We start from the raw sequence: 17,293 nt of genomic DNA on the forward strand, positions 1-17,293 counted from the left end.
CGTTTAACCCTCCAGAACCTGAGGTTCAGTGGTGCGATTAGGTGCCTCGCGACCAGTCGTAGGTGACTCAACCTCCTCTGGTATGTTCTCTAGAAAATGAATCGACTCTTTAAAACTCACAGAACGATTGATCTCCTGTTGCAGAAAGCTACGCATAAACGGTAGTCGACTAATCGCCTGATCAACCTGCGCATTACTGCCGCGCTGATATGCACCCACACTGATCAGATCCCGATGCTCCTGATAGGCCGCGTACAGGCGTCGAAACTCATTAGCGCTCTCGAGGTGGTCAGGGCTCGCCAGTTGCGGAATCAGACGGCTTACCGACTGCAAAATATCGATCGCTGGGTAGTGTCCCTGAGCGGCCAACTCACGTGTGAGGACAATATGACCGTCAAGGATCGCCCGGGCCGAATCGACGATAGGATCCTGTTGATCGTCCCCCTCCGCCAGTACGGTGTATATCGCCGTAATCGAGCCGTTTGCCACCTGCGTATTGCCGGCCCGCTCAATCAGTGAGGGTAAGAGGGTAAATACTGACGGCGGATAGCCCTTGGTTGTCGGTGGTTCGCCAACGGCCAGCCCTATCTCTCGCTGCGCATGGGCGACGCGGGTGAGCGAATCCATCAGCAGCAGTACGTTTTTACCCTGGTCGCGGAAGTACTCGGCAATTGCGGTGGCTAGCGATGCGGCATGCAGGCGCGAAACGGGCGAAGTGTCGCCCGGTGCAGCAACGATAACGGCCCGTTGCAGCCCCTCTTCACCGAGTGTATCGCGAACAAACTCATGCACCTCACGGCCACGCTCGCCGATTAAACCGATAACCACCACATCGGCCTCGGTGAATCGGGTTATCATGCCCAGCAGCACACTTTTACCGACGCCGCTACCCGCCATCAGGCCGACACGCTGCCCGCGCCCAAGAGTGAGTAGTGAGTTAATTGCACGGATGCCGACGTCTAGAACCTCAGCGATCGGACGGCGCTGCAGCGGGTTAATTGGATCGGCACTAATAGGACGGTAGCTGGTCGCTCTAATGGGCTCGCCACCATCCAGCGGTAGGCCCATGCCATCAATGACCCTCCCCAACAGATCTGGAGAGAAGCCAAAACTATTGCCTGTGGTACGCACGACCACGGGCTGCCCCGGGGCGATCCCGCGCGTCCGTTCAAACGGCATCAGTAGCAGGCGATCATCGGAAAACCCAACCACCTCCGTTTGAATAGACTTACCGTTGGGTGCAAGTACATCACAGCGCGAGCCGATCGGCGCGTTGATCCCGGTCGCCTCGAGCGTCAGCCCAACCACGCGGGTCAGTACCCCTTGTGCTTTAGGCGGTGCGATCTGAATCTCATTGATCCACTGATCGACCTTGGTACCGAAGCGCGTGCTCACTCTTGCGGCTCCCTAGAATCAGTATCAGAGCCTGCGTCACCCCCTGTCTCCGAATCTTGTGCACGATCTAAGGGTGACTCAGACTGATCCTCAGGCGATGCAATCGGAGTAAGCGGGGTCAGCACACTAGGATCTACCTCAGTTAATAGGCGCTGCGCCAACTCTGACAGCCGCTGTTCCATCAGATCTTCGGTGCGTCGCTCGCCCTGCTGTAAACGAATACTCCCCTGACTCAAAGTTGCATCCGCCACGAATTGTAGATTACTAGATGTACGCGGTTCGAGCTGCTCCAACGCAGTCTTGTCGCTGGGGCTAACGAAGAGTTTAAGAGCACCATCAACCGGGAACTCACCCAAGGCGCTTTCGACCAGTTGAGCAACCACTGGAGCGGGCGTGCGAAGCTCACCCCGGACTAGTTGGCGTGCAAGATGCAGCGACAGACGTGCTAGCCCTTCATCAACCCCTTCTGCCAGGGCTGCACCTGCAGTTTCCAGTTCGTCCAGCACCTGCTCCACTTGCGTGCGAAGAGTCGCCATCTGCTCATTGGCCAACCGCTCGGCATCGACTGCCGCCTGCTCTAATCCTTGTGCAATACCGGCATCGAAGCCGGCGGCATATCCAGCGTCGTAACCCTCTTGCGCCTCCACTGAGCTAACCTCACCCGATAGCTGCTCAAGCTCAAGGAGATCTGACTCAGAAGCTGTCTCATCGACGCCCAACGTCGACTCACCGTCGACGGGCTCAACCTGGTGTTCAAGCGCAGCGAACTGACTCTCGTTCTCTGGCGGTTGAGGAAGTTGGCGCAGCGGCTTCCAGCGACTACTCGCTGTATTTGAGTGATCCACCCGATCAGTTGATTGATCGGGTTTAAAGTTGTTTTTAGAAGGCTCGGAGCCAAGCGCTAGAAAGGGGCGAAACTCTTTACTCTCCTCCCCATTTTCAAGGATCCAAGCACTGAGTTCCAGGTTCCAGTCGCCGATCCCATCGCCGATGTGCCCTGCTTTAACAATCTTAGACAAAATCATCGCCGCGACCTGACAAGATTATCTCACCTGCATCCGATAATTTACGCGCCTGGCGCAGTATCTGTTTCTGCGCCTCTTCGGCCTCGGTAATACGAATCGGCCCTTTGGCTTCCATATCATCAATGAACATCTCAGCTGCACGCTTCGACATATTCTCGAGGAACTTATCTTTGACCTCTTCGTCGGCACCCTTCATCGCGGTCATCAGCATATCGGGTTCGATATTGCGCATCAGCACCTGAATAGACTTGTTGTCGATGCCGGCCAGGTTATCAAACACGAACATATTGTCCTGAATCCTCTGCGCTAGATCCTCATCCGCCTCTTCAAGGTTACCCATGACCGCCGTCTCAAGTTCGGCTTTGGTGTAGTTCATAATCTTGGCAGCGGCTTTCACGCCTCCGACACTCGACGACTTAACCGCCGAGTTGTTGGCAAACTGCTGTTTCATGATAACTTCAAGCTCATCGAGCGCTTCGGGCTGAATGGTTTCGAGGTTGGCAACACGCATAATCACCTCAGCTCTAATCTCCGGCGCGAGGTAATTCAGCACATCAGCGGCCAAAGAGTAATCTAGGAACGCAAGAATAATGGCGATAATCTGAGGGTGTTCGTTGCGGACCATTTCAGAGATGGAGCGAGCGTCCATCCAGCGCAGAATTTCCAAGCCACTGCTGCTCTTGCGCGGCATGATCCGCCCCATAACACTGGAGGCTTTATCCTCTCCGAGAGCACGAACCAAAACGGTCTCAACATAATCAGAGGTACCAAAGCCGAGGCTAGTTTGATGTTTAATGGTGGAGATAAATTCATCGAGTACGGCACTAACCGCCTCTTGTGAAATCTCCGATACTGACACCATCGCAGCCCCCAAGTGCTGCACCTCACGCGGCTCAAGGTGGGTCAAAATATTGGCCGCCTCCTCTTCACCGAGCAGCATCATCAGCAGCGCAGTTTTTTGAGTCGGCGAGAGCAGTCGCAGCTCTTCCTCTAGTTCAGGGGTACGCTCCTGGATACCGTCCATGCCAAGTTCTGCCATGATGACCTCTTAACCTATATCGCGCTTGAGCCAGCCGCGCATCACATTGGCAACGCGGCGAGAGTCTTCGGACACCAGCATCCGCACAAGAGCAACCTTGTCGTCGTAAGTGTTGGCTGTGTCCAGCATATCCGCAGAGATCTGCGATTTTTTCTTCGGTTTCAGGCGAGCCTTCATCTCCTCGAGCGTTTCACCCTCACGCAGCCCCTCTTCATGTTCACCCGCTGGCGGAATAGCGATTGGCTGACCATCCGGGCCTATGGCGATCTGCTGACCACCCACCAGCGTGCCAGGGTTGATCACATTGCGGATAAGTGGTCGGAAGACGAAGAAGATCAGCAGAATAAAGGCTAGAGCTACCATCAGCTGTCGGGCGATGCTGAGCACCTGCTCATCTTTCCAGAGCGGCACAGGCTCAGCCAACGGCAGCTCTTCAAAGGCAGTAGACATAACTGTTACCGAGTCACCACGTGCCAGATCAAACCCGATTGCACCTTTCACCAGAGTTTCAATCTCGTCCATTGACTTCTGAGGTTTCTGAACGCCATCTTCACTCTCCAGCGGCTGATCCACCACCATCGCGACCGTTAGCTTAGTGAGTTCACCGGCAACCTTCTTCTCGTGGCGAATAGTGCGGTCTACCTCAAAGTTACGGGTGGAGTTGCGATTAACCGTACCCGACTGCCCCTGAAGCGCCACCGTTGCATTGGCCAATGCCTGTTTATCGGCCTCCTGCTGGGTGGCTAGGGTCGCCTCCGGCGGCGGATTATTCGATGTAGCGCCCGGTGTACCCACCGCTTCGGCACTGCCGTTGCGCCGCTCTGAAACCTGTTCACTGCGGACCGCGTTGGCACCGGGGAAGAGCTCACTCATACTCTCGACGCTGGTGAAGTCGACGTCAGCATTGACCTCAACGTGGATATTCTCCTGACCTAGGAAGGGGGTTAGCAGCGCAACGATACGGCTGCGGTACATCTCCTCTAGGTCACGGCGGTAGCGCATCTGTTCGTTGCTGATGCGTAGCTCCGCGGAGTTAGTATTGGAGTGCAGCAGGTTGCCGTAGCGATCTACCACCGACACCGACTGTGCATCCATAAAGGGCACACTGGAGGAGACCATGTGAATAATGGCCTGCACCTGGCTGTTGGAGACGCTGCGTCCGGCCTGCGGCCAGACGACAACGGAGGCTTTGGGTTTTTCGCGCTCGCGAATAAAGACCGACTGACGCGGTATTGCCAGATGCACTCGCGCCTGCTTGATTGAGTTGATAGTTGCGATGGATCTAGCTAACTCCTCCTCAATCGCTAAACGGTAGCGCATCTGCTCCATAAACTGGCTGGTGCCCAGCGACTGATCACCACGAATCATCTCATAGCCACCAGTATCCACGCCTTGCGGTAACCCCTGTGCAGCAAGTAGCATCTTCGCTTGATGATAGGCGTCATCAGGTACCGTAATGGCGCCGGTCGTCTGCTGGATCTGGGCGTCTATGCCCGCCTCCTGCAGAGCGGCGTAGACCGCGGCGCTATCTTCACCGTTGAGGTTATCGAATAGCACTCGATTGGCCGAACCGGTAAACAACGAGTAGACCAGCAACGATATCATCAACAGCACAATCGCGATGATCGCGGGAATGGCTCGCTGCACCGCAGGCTGCGCCATAAAATTGGTAATCTGCGCACTGCGGGTAATCTGTTCAGCCGGCGGATTAGCGCTCTCAACAGGGCCGACTGCGGTGTCCGCGGCCCCCTCTTGGAAATGTTCGCGATCTGCTGTGAGTTGCTCTGCCATATCTCTTCAGCCTTACTAACTAGACTCTGTAACAACCGTTTATACGGGCATCTGCATAATTTCTTGATACGCAGACAACACCTTATTTCGAACTTGGAGCGTCGCCTCGAAGGCGATTGATGCGCGCTCTTTCGCCAGCATCACCTCTGCAATAGAGACATCCTCACCCATCTCAAATGCCACACGTTTATCTTCGGCGACGCCCTGAAGTTCATTGACCCTTTGCAAAGACTGGGTCAGGGTGTCTGAGAAACTCGTCGCCTTAGTTGCGCTGGAACCTTGCAACCCATCAGTCGACACCTGCTCTGCCATCACCCGCATACGGGTGATCATCGCTTGCATATTGGCGTTTGAAATTGGCGAACTCATCCTCTAATCCTCTCTGACTGCGCTAACTCGTTAAGGGATAGCAACCCCTTCATTTTTCAATTTGGCCAATTTGTAGCGCAACGTACGTGGGCTGATACCCAGGGTCTCAGCCGTACTTTTACGGTTACCACTATTGCGCGACAAGGTGTTGATGATCATGCGTGACTCGCTCTCCCAGGCCAGATCACTCAAGGTGGTTGGTTCATCGAGACGTTCAGGTTCGGGGGCAGATTCAGGTGCAACGGGCGCAGGGCTAGAAACAGCCGCAGTGGACTGACCTGTATGCTCCGGTGTTGACTGTGTCGATACAGATTGGGAGGACGCTAGGTTAGCCGACAGATCACCTTCGAGTAATAGATGCTCAATCTCAATGACCCCATCAAAGGCGAGCACCATAGCCCGCTGCAATACGTTCTCGAGCTCACGCACATTACCCGGCCAAGGGTAGGCCTTAAGAAACTGCTGGGTCGCTTTGGAGAGGCGGCAACGATTGCCAATACTTTTGCGATGTTTCTGCATCAGTACTCGCGCGATAGGCAGGATGTCCTCAACGCGCTCGCGAAGTGGGGTAATTTTTAGGGGGAAGACATTCAGACGGTAGAATAGATCCTCACGGAACTCACGCTCACGCACCCGCTGTGCAAGGTCACGGTTGGTCGCAGCAATCACACGCACATCCAACTTAATCAGCTCAGAACCACCCAAGCGCTGGAGTTCACGCTCTTGTAGTACCCGTAGAATCTTCGCCTGCAGCATGATTGGCATCTCACCAATCTCATCAAGGAAGAGCGTGCCGCCGTTGGCCTGTTCAAACAGACCTTGATGGCTCTGATGAGCACCGGTGAAGGCCCCCTTCTCGTGGCCAAACAACATGTCCTCAAGCATTGATTCGGGAATAGAGGCGCAGTTGAGCGCTACAAACGCCTGAGTGTTGCGGTTAGAGCACTGATGAATCTGGCGTGCGAGCACCTCTTTACCGGTACCAGAATCGCCGTTTATCAGAACTGTAACGTCCGTCGCGGCAACACGCTCGGCCAGCATCACTAACTGCCGTGACTGCTCTGCTTCGCAAGTAAAGCCGTTGTTCCCCCCCGAGGTATTCAGTTCCAGTAAACGCTCCAGCAGCTGTTCCTCACTACCAGGTAGGGTCAACACATCCGCCGCGCCCTGACGCGCAGCAGCCACAGCCAGCGGTACCGCGCCAGGATCAACTAACACTATAAATGGACAGTCAATGATCGATAGGGTGCGCTGACGCAAGGCTGCGTCCAGAAACTGTTGATCACGCTGGGCATTGATCACCAAACCCGAAATTCGGCTCTGGTTTGCCAGCTCAAACAGCTGATCTATGTCGTTTAGCAGCACCACAGGCGCACCACTACGGGAAAGCATATCGCTTAGCTGTGTCGCCTCTTCACCGCGAGGGTCTAAAAGGGCTATCTGTGCGTTGGCATTTAACATAGGTGCACTTACTCTCAAAAATTTGACGCTGAGGCGCCTTTGCTGAGAGATTTGCAAACAGTGGGCCAATTAACTTTAAATGCTACATTTCAATAACTTAAATTAGTTTTTACTTTAAAGTAGGGACAAAGATCACACCAGATAACAGGCAAATTTTGAGGCTTTAGTGTTAAATAGGCGCCGTTTTGACAAAAAAATGACACCCATCGGCAGGCCAGATGGAGGTCGAAAGGGGAAATACGACGATAAGAGAGGTATTGGGAGAAAGCGCTGCGTTTAGCCCAATCGCGCCGGCTAGACATCGAGTCGGCTAGGCGGCGCTGCTAAGACCGTACTTTTTGATCTTTTCAATCAGGGTGGTGCGACGTAATCCAAGCAGACGCGCTGCAGAAGTGACATTGCCCTTTTCAGAATCTAGCGCTTGGCTAATACAGGCCACCTCGATCTGTTGCAAATGTTCCTTCAGGTCAATACCCTCACTAACATCTACAGCGGCAGCAGGGTGCTGAGCTGCAACAACGGGCTCTGCAAAGGTTGGCTCTTCACGCCCCCTCAGGGCAGCGTGCTCAGAGGCAGTTGTAGCTGAGGCCTGCACTGCCGTTAGCCTGTCAGGAGATGGGTGTATAGCCGTCGCCATCTGCTCTTGCAGTTGCGTTTCGCGCCAACCAGCAGGTGGTAGCATCTCCAGCGTTATCTCTTCACCCGGGTAGCGAATTGATAGCCGCTCAACGAAGTTGCTCAGTTCGCGCACGTTACCCAGCCACTGGCGCTTCTGCACCTCTACCCGCGCATACCCGCTCAGACCTATCGGCGCCTGATCTGCTTCAGCGAACTTAACCGCGAGCGCATCAAAGAGCTCAATGATATCGCCATCACGCTCGCGCAGTGGCGGCACAAAGATTGGAAATACATTGAGTCGGTAGTACAGATCCTCGCGAAAAAGACCAGCGGCTATAGCAGTCTCTAGGCAGCGATTGGTAGCGGCAACAATGCGCGCATTGACGGAGATAGATTTAGCGCCACCGACACGTTCGATACACCGTTCTTGCAGGGCGCGTAACATCTTAACCTGCATCTTCAGCGGCATCTCGCCTATCTCATCGAGGAAGAGCGTGCCTTCAGACGCCAGCTCGAACCTGCCAACGCGGGCCGCAACAGCGCCTGAGAATGCACCCTTCTCATGACCAAACAACTCGCTCTCGAATAGATCTTTCGGAATCGCACCACAGTTCAGCGGTACTAAATTGGCATCTTTGCGCCCGGATAGAAGATGAATACCGCGCGCGACCAGCTCTTTACCTGTGCCGGACTCACCGAGCACAAGCACAGTGGCACGGGTTTTGGCCACCTGAGCGATTTGACTTCGCAGCTCTTGCATCGCTGCAGAGCTGCCGATCAGGATATCGGTAAGAACTTCGCGCGCCATCTTTAACTACCTTTTGACGGGACCTGAGATCCAACACGCTCTGGTATAAACGTCTACCATAGCACATGTGTCATAAAATACACAAAAGCGCCACGATGTGAATGGGTAGAAACTACCCAAAAATGCACAGAATTAGAAAAAACTGCCAGTTTTTTGACTTTTCAGCGCTAACCACGCAACTCAACCGGGATCTGACCCCAAGCGTCGTCGATCTCACCGAGCAATGCACGCACCTTGCGCACCGCTTCGGGCTCCTTCGCGCGATGCGCGCGTAACACCTCGCGTGCCATGTACTCGTAGAGTTGATAAAGGTTCTCGGCCAACTCACCCTGGCTTAAATCCAGCGATTCACGTAGCCCGTTAATAATGCCCACCGAGCGCGAGACCTCTTTAGCACAGTGTGCATACTCCTGACGCTCCATCAGCACCGGCACCAGCGCCAGCGATTTCATCGCACCCGAGAAGAGCATTTGGGTAAGCTGGTAGGGGGTCGCGAAGCTCGCCTTGGCATCGGTATCTACCGTGTTGTAGTTATGAAGTGCACGCTTGGCAAGGTACATTGTGTTAGCTCCATCAGTCCTATTCTGACCGGTTCTGGTTGCAGAACCCTTCCATAATAGTATCGGCTGGGGAGCTCGTTTCTTTAGCCCTTACTCGGGCTAATTCTGTACTAATTAATCATTTTTTGCCGTGAATGGCAGGTTGCTCAACTGGCTGTCGAGGTAATCTTTGAGTGAGTTCATCTCGCTGACGATCTGGTTCATCGTGGTGAACTGTTTGGTGTAGCGCGCCTCGAGCGTGGCACGTTTAGAATCGAGCTCAGCCTGATCATCACTGAGCTTTGCAACGGTTTTGCTATTAGCCGACTCGCGCGTGGAGACCAGACCGTTAAAACCAAGGTAATCATCCATCTGCTTTACCAGATCGCCGGCGAAGCCGCGCGGCGCCACACTGAAGTCCGACTGATCGTTGCTCGAGCCGGTAAAGAAGGCCCTAATCTCGGCGTAGTGTTCACTCACTGAGCTTGCGAGCTGAGCCTCATCGACCTGAAAGACGCCGTTGCGATCTACACTGACACCCAAATCGCTCATGCGCTTAATGTTATCCCCCGCAACTGAACCCTCAGCGAAGAAGAGCTCGCGCGCCTGGCTAAGGATGCTACGAATGGTTGGGTCACCGGCAAAAGCACCGCCCTCGCCCGACTCATCGACCACAGCAGTCAACTCTGTCATTACGCTACTGAAACTATTAAACGCATCGACCAGATCATACACTGCGCTGGCGGCAGCGAAGTTATCCTGGCCTATATCTAGCGTTGTGCTCTCACCAGCGCTAAGCAGGTTAAGTGACACCCCCGGCACCAGATCATCAATCAGGTTAGCGCTGCGCGAAATGGCCACGCCGTTATAGGTGAGGGTGGCGTCCTGCGCGCTCTGGGCCAGGTTGGCATTGTCTCCAAGCTGAAGCGAGGCCAGATCTGTATCAATGCTAATGCTATTGGCCAACCCCGACTCATCCGCCTGCAGAAAGAGGCGATAGGCGCCCGAGCCCACCGTTACAACGCGGGCATTAACCGGTGCATCCGTGGCGTTAATCGCCGTGGCCAGGTCCTCCAGCGAGTCACCGGCGTTGAGTGTAATAGAGCTCTGCATGCCGTTAACGCTAAAGCTAAAGGTTGAGCCGCCCTCACCAAGGTCCGCGGTTTTGTCGGCCACCGTGTTGGAGACGCGAATCTCCTCGCGCGCTAGCGTATTAACCGTGATTGCTTGACTTCCAGCCTGGGTGTCGCCACCGCTCATGACCGCGCTGATGGCAGTGCTGTTGGAGTTGGTGAGGTAGTTAAAATCGAACTCGCGCTCATCATTCAAGGTCTCAAAGGCGCTCTGCAGATTCTGCATCGCCGACTTCAGTGTCGCCATACCCGAGATATTCGTTTCAGCGGCCGTAAGGCGAGTCTCAATACTCGATTGGCGCGGGGCGACCTCGGCATCCACAATCGCCGTAACCAGGGCAACGGTGTCTAACCCCGCCCCTACGCCTAACGCCTTTAAGTAATCTGTTGCCATCGAAAACACACCTCTAATAGCCTAGGTATCGGCACAAAAGCGGCAATCTATAGCCGCTGCGGCCAATAAAGGCCTCTCAAACGGAAAGACTTGAGGCCTTTAGCCCCTAAAACTCTCCCTTTTAAGGGGTAATACAGAAAACGTGCCAACTCATTTATGGGCAAAACGGCGGGCATAAAAAAACGCCAGAAGCGCAAGCCTCTGGCGTTTTATCTGCTTCGAGCTTCAATCGCGAACCGGTTAAGTTCGACTGTCGAAGATCATTCCCACCATATTTTCCATGTTGCGGATAAACTGGAGCATATCCTCATTTGGAAGCTGGCGTACCGTTTGACCGGTGTTGCTGTCAGTTACGCGAACCACATCCTTGCCACTCGCGCTATCCACTGAGAAGTTTACACTGCGGTTCATCTTCTGCATCTGATGATTGAGCTGGTCAATCGCAGCCTGCAGATCTTCCCCGGAGATCAGCACCTTCTCATTGGCCTCAAAGCTCGCTGCTGGCGGTTTAACCGCCTCTGGCGAGCTACTTGACGATTGTGCTGCTGCACGGGCCAAGTCGAGAGACTGAACAGCAGAGCCTTTCACGGCCTCAATACTACTCATAAGTTTCGTCTCCACGCTTGCTACGCAAACGCTGTGTAACACTCTTGCCAAACTCTCCCTCAATCGCTGTAAGAGTAAGTTCGAGTGAAGCGATTCGTTGTTAAAGAGCGTTTGAGTAGTTCACTCCCCAAGTACCTGTTCGTACTCAGATCCAGATCCACTTGGTGGGTTACCCTGACACCAGGCCTGAATCTTTTGCCCTCTCAACCGCGGCTGAGAGTTTGGAGAGTCTGCTCTCATCTCTGAGAGCTTTAGTACCCTTCAGGGCACCTGACTAAGATTTTTATCTTAACCAGGTGTTAACCCCTAGCCGGCGTACCGCCCGTTACTTCAGCAGTGACAGCACGTTCTGAGTGCTGGCATTCGCCTGTGACAGCATCGCTGTACCTGCCTGCTGCAGTACCTGTGCTTTCGCTAGGTTCGCAGATTCAACCGCGTAGTCAGCATCTTGGATACTCGAACGAGCAGCAGATTGATGCTCTACACGCGACATTAGGTTCGACGCTGAATGCTCCAAACGGTTAGCTGTGGCACCCAATGTTGCCCGATATGAATCCACAGTTGCTATCGCAGCATTGACCTGCCCTAGTGAGGTAGATGCGTTTCCTGAAGTTGTAAGATCAGAGGCAATTGTCAGGGTGGTTGCGTCCATTTCTTGTGGAGTAAGGCTAATTGCATCTGCTGCTGCGTCACCCACAGCAAAGGAAATAGCAGTTGTTGAGTTCAGAACATCAATTCCATTGAAATCTGTATGGGTTGCAACTCGAGTTATTTCGGTACTCAGAGCCGTATACTCGGCACTAAGGTTAGTCAAATCTGTAGAGCTATATGTACCGTTTAGTGCTTGGGTCGACAACTCTTTCATACGAGTAAGCATCGAACTGATCTCTTCAAGAGCGCCTTCCGCTAGATTTATCATTGCAATACCATCATTGGCATTTCTGACCGCCTGATTCAAACTCGCAATTTTACCATCTAGGCTATGGGCAATCGTCAGGCCCGCAGCATCATCCATTGCTGAGTTGATGCGTTTGCCTGACGACAGACGTTCCATCGCCTGCTCCATATCTGCACGAGAGGATGCAAGGTGACGTTGTGATGCGAGTGACGCTACGTTTGTGTTAATTACCATTGACATAATATGTCTCCAATATTTTTAAGTTTTCACCGCTTCGAGTCCCTGAGCATTCTCTCAGGTCTTTCCACTAGAAGCTGCGACTGGCAACTCCTGTACCCTTAATATCGGATGGCGTTTGGATAACTTTAATGGCGATTTAGAATTTATTTTCCAGGACCGTTAAGCGCTTAGCTAGTACAGGGGCTCGTTAAAGGCCGGCGGAGCTACTTTATGTAGTTGAACAGCGAGAGGTTGGAGATCTGGGCAAAGCTCGATTGGCCCGCTTGCAGCGCTAGGCTCTGGTTCTTAAGTTCGGTCACGGCGGAGATGTAGTCTAGGTCCTTCACCGATGAGATCATCCCCTCCAAAGTGAGTGTGCGCTCATCGAGTATCTGTGTCTGAGTGTCGGTGACGCGCATTTTGGCACCCACCTGAGTCAGGCGCACATTAATATGCTCAAAGCCACTACTCACTCTATCAATCGCAGCACGAATGCCCGCCTCATCGTTGGCACGCAGCGCATTGCTCGCCTCTTTTATCACCTTAAAGAGGTGTGTGGTATCGCCGTTCTCATCGCTAAAACCGGAGAAGAGGCGTGAGCCAGGAAGACCCACATCGACCGCATAGCCGTCATCTATCGCCACGCGCTGAATCGCATCATTACCGGCAAAAAAATCTGTAAACTCACCGACTAGCGGATCGTTTCCCGCACTGAACGGGGGGACACCCTGAATAAAACCGGAGAAGAGGTAGCTGCCATCCGTATCCTTGGCGTTACCGACGGAGATCAGATTGTTGTAGATTGAGTCTAGCTCTATCGCCAGCGCCTCTTTGGTGGTCTTATCCAGGGTACCGTTGGCGCCTTGAATTAACAGCTCTTTGGCGCGTATCAGATCATCATTGACGGCAGTAATTGCAAGCTCCTGCAGGCTCAGTTTGTCGTTCACCGCGGCGATATTTTTAAGATACTGATCCGCCTTGCGCACCGAGCTCTCTAGCCTATCTAAGGCCGCGACCTGATCGGGCGCATCGGATGGCTTGAGGTAGTTACGCCCAGTTGAGATACGCTCCTGCGTTTGGGCCAGGCGCGCCTGCTGCTGCCCTAGCTGGGTGGTTATGCGGTCAAAAATGGTACTGGTGGTTACTCGCATCTTGGTTCCTGCTCTACATCCTAGTTCGGCGCTGCCCGTTAACTGCTCATCGGCGGTTGTTAGCGGATCTGTAGTATCACATCAAAAAGTCGGTTAGCCGCCTGAATCACCTGCGCGTTGGCCTGATATGCCTGCTGAAAGCGCAACAGGTTGGCAGCCTCCTCATCTAAACTCACCGCCGATACCGAGTCACGCTGCTGGCGCGCCTCATCAGTTAATACCGACTGGGCGTCGCGGCTAATCTGCGCCTGCACCACCACCGACCCCAGGTCGTTAATCACATCGGCGTAAACCTCGCCCAGCGTACCGCGGCCGTTAAAGATATCGCGGTTGGACTGCAGCTGCGCCAGTTGCAGCACGTTACGGTTATCGCCCTGCGGCGAGGCGTTGGGAGCGACGGTAAAGCTATCTCCGGCCAGCGGGTTGTTCTGCAGCTGCGCACTCCAGCCGTTGATCTCGATCAGATCACCCGGCGTGTAGCTGCGCGTACCGATCGAGGTGCCGGTGGTGATATCGGTTATCGTGTAGCTATCGGCTGTAGTGAACTCAATGCGCACCTCAGAGAGCAGCTGCTGGCGCGTCTGCGCCTCATCTTGAGGGTACCAACCGCCGGAAAATTCAGTGGTACCATCGGTCACAAAGACCAGCAGGTCATCGCTGATCTGGCCGGTCATCATTAGGTGAGTTTTGCCGTCGGCATCAGTGGTGAGAGTGAAGGCATCTTTGTAGCTGGCCGCCCCCTGCTGATTTAGATAGCTGTTGTTGTAGTTGGCCACATCACTGGTGTTAAAACCGTTGGCGGTAGAGATCAGCGTCGCTTTCAGGTCCGCGCTAATACCGGCATCGCCAAAGATGTGGCGCCCATCACGGGTAAAGATCTGCACGCCGCTGGCGTTATCAAAGGCGAGGTCAAGTCCGCCAATTTTATTCCCTTCAACCACGAAGGCTTTAGCGGGTATTTCTGCTGAGCCCAGCACCTTTTTACTGCTCACAGCACCCAGTACCTGCTCGATACTCTGCTCGCCTTTGCGCAGAGATCCCTCATTAATTGCCGACCAGCTAGTTAGCTGCAAGGTGGAGTGGCTGCTGCGTTGGTCCACCATCAGCGGGGCTGCAGTGGCGATATCATCACCCCCACTGATCAACACCTCAATCTCGCCTGCAGCGTGCGCGCTGGCGTCCGTCACGCCAAACATATCGCGACCGTAGTTACCGGAGGCGTCCCAACCACTGCGCTGCACCTCATTCACAGCGTTCATAAATCCCAGTGCCAACGCATCAAGCTCATTGCGCGCCTGTTGCAGCGCGTTGTTACGAAAATCTTGCAGGCCCGCCAGCGAGCCGCTGGTAATACTGGATAGCGCTTTGGGTGAGCCGTACGCGTCCAGGGTAAAGCCAATGCGTTCCGGATCGCTACTCAGGCGTTTTGCTGACACGATCTTGGAGATATCACCGTTAACTATCTGAGTGTCGGGCGACTGAAAACCGAGATAGACATCAACCACACCGCTCTTACGCTCAACCACCGCGAGTTTTGTTAGCTCAGACATCTGTTGGAGTAGATCATCACGCTGGTCCAGCAGCGCGTTGGGCTGCTTACCCACTTCGCCATTTTTATAGAGCGACTGGTTTACCGCCGCCAATTGCTTCGCGAGTGTGTTGAGGCTGCTCACTTTGCTTTCGATCTCTAAAAAGGAGTCGGTATCGAGCTGATCGAATTGGCGTGCCATCGATTGGAAGCGCTCAGAGACGTTGCGCGCCTCATTCAGCAGCCCTTCGCGGGCACTGGCTGACGAGGGGGACACCGAGAGATCCTGCGCAGCGGAGAAGAAACGATCCAAAATTGTGGTGACCGAAAGTTGCGGATCACCCAGAATATTCTCGAGCTTACGCGCATAGTCATAGAGCGAATTCTGCTGCTCTAACGCCGAGGTGTTCTTGCGCAGTGTCTCTGTGGCGAAGCTATCATAGGCACGGCGCACCGCCTCCGACGATACACCGAGGCCCACTTTGATCATGCCTGAGCCGGAGCCGATCTCTTGACGGGTCTCATGACTCTGCCGCGAATAGCCTTCGGTATCGACATTGGAAATGTTGTTGGCAACGGTCGCCAGCGAGCGCTGGTAAATTTTTATCCCCGAGGTACCAACCGACAGCAGATCAGCCATAATCTGTTACCACCCTTTATCTATACTTTGATAGACATCTAGCGCCATTTCGGCACTACCCGCCTTTGGCAGTTCAAACGCTTGCGTGGCGCTGTTTAATTGGAAAGCACGCGCGCTCTGCTGCAGATGTTGCAAGGCCGCTTCAAACTTTATTTCAGACTCACCCGAGGGGAGCTGACCCGCCAAATTCTGTTTCAGCATATCGGCAAAACCTAGCGGCCCCTGTTTGGCCATCGCCATCGCCATCTGCTGGTCCTGCATATCGGTAAACATGCGCAGTGCTGAGGAGTTAAACAGCTCGCTTTCGGGCACCGTCTTACGCATCTCTTTGAGCATCATATTGAGGAACATTCCCTCAAATTGAGTCGCCACCTCATCCAGGGCGGCACCCTGATCGCGCTGGGCTTTCGCGCGCAGCTCCGCCATCCCTTGGAAGTCGTTGTAGCTCGAAATCTTATCGCTAACGTCCATGCCGTCCACCGTTAGATGATGATCAGTTCAGCCCGCAAGCTGCCTGACTGTTTCAGGGTTTCGAGGATTGCCACCAAGGCACTTGGGGAGGCCCCCACCATGTTCACCGCATCCACGATTTCACGCAGCTCTACACCCGGCTCAAACAGAAACATCGGTTTCTCCTCTTCGGTCACTGTCAGATCGGTATTGGTCACCGGTACGGCTTCTGCTTGGGTAAAGGGGCCCGGCTGGCTCACCTCATTACGCTGCATAATCTTTACCATCAGGCTGCCATGGGTCACGGCCGCGGCGCTAACACGCACATTGCGGCTAATCACGACGGTACCCGAGCGCGAGTTAACGACTACCCGCGCAGGTGGCTCACCCGGATCGATCTCCAACCCCTCGATCATAGAGACGAAACCGACCCGCGCGCTCATCCCCTCGGGCGCAACTACGCGTACTGATACTCCATCAATCGCCTCAGCGGTACCCGCACCAAAGGTGTCGTTAATCGCTTCCACGACACGCGTGGTAGTGGTGAAGTCGCGACTCTTCATATTTAGAACCAAATAGTCACTGCTGCCAAAAGGGGTATCGACCAACCGCTCTACCGTTGCTCCGGATGGTACGCGCCCTACGGTGGGCACATTAACCACCACTTTTGACCCCTCAGCGGCGGCACCCAAACCGCCCACAGCGAGGTTTCCCTGCGCCATGGCGTAGACCTCACCATCTACGCCCAACAGGCGGGTCATTAGTAGCGTGCCGCCACGCAGGCTGGTCGCTTCCCCGATCGTGGAGGCGGTTACATCAATACGCTGCCCCGGTTTTGCAAACGCGGGCAACTCCGCGGTTACCATGACTGCCGCCACATTGACCAGGTCCATATCCTGCGCCCGCGCGGCGATAGAGTTGTAGGCCGACTGCGAGAGATCAGAGGTCACATCGTTAATATTTAAACCAAAACGCGACAACATCGAGCGCAAACTCTGGTTGGTGAAGTTGATCGCCCCATCGCCGGTGCCATTTAAACCCACCACCAGACCGAAGCCGATCAACTGGTTATCCCGAATTCCAGCGATATCGCTGAGGTCTTTTATGCGGTCGGCATTCGCACCGCTCGCCCAAGCCAGCACGAGAATCAGAGCTAAACCACGTAGAAACAGGGTTGCACTGATCAGAGAGGATGTCAGCACCGCTTTTTCGAGTGAAATTTTAGACAT

Annotated in this window: 15 protein-coding genes; all 15 read right to left on the minus strand. The window is 54.2% G+C overall.

Annotated elements, in window-relative coordinates; all coding sequences use genetic code 11:
• Positions 1-3: 3 nt before the first annotated feature.
• Positions 4-1,395: a flagellar protein export ATPase FliI gene (fliI, locus tag AC1WNR_RS11785; protein WP_481644688.1), complete on the minus strand. Its 1,392-nt coding sequence runs from the start codon at positions 1,393-1,395 to the stop codon at positions 4-6.
• On the minus strand, positions 1,392-2,414 hold the full coding sequence (locus tag AC1WNR_RS11790; RefSeq protein ID WP_481644689.1) for a FliH/SctL family protein: 1,023 nt from the start codon (positions 2,412-2,414) through the stop codon (positions 1,392-1,394). The genes fliI and AC1WNR_RS11790 overlap by 4 nt, the downstream gene beginning before the upstream one ends.
• A complete protein-coding gene (gene fliG / locus AC1WNR_RS11795; protein ID WP_481644690.1) occupies positions 2,407-3,459 on the minus strand; it encodes a flagellar motor switch protein FliG in 1,053 nt (350 codons plus the stop codon). Before fliG ends, AC1WNR_RS11790 begins: the two co-directional genes overlap by 8 nt.
• A 9-nt stretch (positions 3,460-3,468) precedes the next feature.
• A complete protein-coding gene (gene fliF, locus AC1WNR_RS11800) occupies positions 3,469-5,250 on the minus strand; it encodes a flagellar basal-body MS-ring/collar protein FliF (protein WP_481644691.1) in 1,782 nt (593 codons plus the stop codon).
• 39 nt (positions 5,251-5,289) lie between these two features.
• Positions 5,290-5,619, minus strand: coding sequence for a flagellar hook-basal body complex protein FliE (fliE, locus tag AC1WNR_RS11805; protein WP_481644692.1), 330 nt, complete (start codon positions 5,617-5,619; stop codon positions 5,290-5,292).
• Positions 5,620-5,649: 30 nt separating this feature from the next.
• Positions 5,650-7,080: a sigma-54 interaction domain-containing protein gene (locus AC1WNR_RS11810; protein WP_481644693.1), complete on the minus strand. Its 1,431-nt coding sequence runs from the start codon at positions 7,078-7,080 to the stop codon at positions 5,650-5,652.
• A gap of 310 nt (positions 7,081-7,390) precedes the next feature.
• Positions 7,391-8,506 (minus strand): sigma-54 interaction domain-containing protein, encoded by a 1,116-nt coding sequence (locus AC1WNR_RS11815; RefSeq protein ID WP_481644694.1) that lies wholly within the window; start codon positions 8,504-8,506, stop codon positions 7,391-7,393.
• Between the two features lie 167 nt (positions 8,507-8,673).
• Complete coding sequence (gene fliS, locus AC1WNR_RS11820) at positions 8,674-9,066, minus strand: flagellar export chaperone FliS (protein WP_481644695.1); 393 nt, start codon at positions 9,064-9,066, stop codon at positions 8,674-8,676.
• Between the two features lie 114 nt (positions 9,067-9,180).
• On the minus strand, positions 9,181-10,572 hold the full coding sequence (gene fliD / locus AC1WNR_RS11825; protein ID WP_481644696.1) for a flagellar filament capping protein FliD: 1,392 nt from the start codon (positions 10,570-10,572) through the stop codon (positions 9,181-9,183).
• A gap of 240 nt (positions 10,573-10,812) precedes the next feature.
• The gene (locus AC1WNR_RS11830) at positions 10,813-11,178 is read right to left on the minus strand and encodes a flagellar protein FlaG (RefSeq protein ID WP_481644697.1); all 366 of its coding nucleotides are present in this window, start codon (positions 11,176-11,178) and stop codon (positions 10,813-10,815) included.
• A 325-nt stretch (positions 11,179-11,503) separates the two neighbouring features.
• Positions 11,504-12,316: a flagellin N-terminal helical domain-containing protein gene (locus AC1WNR_RS11835; protein ID WP_481644698.1), complete on the minus strand. Its 813-nt coding sequence runs from the start codon at positions 12,314-12,316 to the stop codon at positions 11,504-11,506.
• Between the two features lie 203 nt (positions 12,317-12,519).
• Entirely contained in the window at positions 12,520-13,446 is a 927-nt protein-coding gene (gene flgL / locus AC1WNR_RS11840; protein ID WP_481644699.1) for a flagellar hook-associated protein FlgL, read from the minus strand.
• Positions 13,447-13,505: 59 nt separating this feature from the next.
• Entirely contained in the window at positions 13,506-15,614 is a 2,109-nt protein-coding gene (gene flgK, locus AC1WNR_RS11845) for a flagellar hook-associated protein FlgK (RefSeq protein WP_481644700.1), read from the minus strand.
• A 6-nt stretch (positions 15,615-15,620) separates the two neighbouring features.
• Positions 15,621-16,085, minus strand: a complete 465-nt coding sequence (locus AC1WNR_RS11850; RefSeq protein ID WP_481644701.1) for a rod-binding protein — start codon at positions 16,083-16,085, stop codon at positions 15,621-15,623.
• A gap of 11 nt (positions 16,086-16,096) precedes the next feature.
• The gene (locus tag AC1WNR_RS11855) at positions 16,097-17,293 is read right to left on the minus strand and encodes a flagellar basal body P-ring protein FlgI (RefSeq protein ID WP_481644702.1); all 1,197 of its coding nucleotides are present in this window, start codon (positions 17,291-17,293) and stop codon (positions 16,097-16,099) included.

Source organism: Marinobacterium marisflavi (assembly GCF_982447095.1).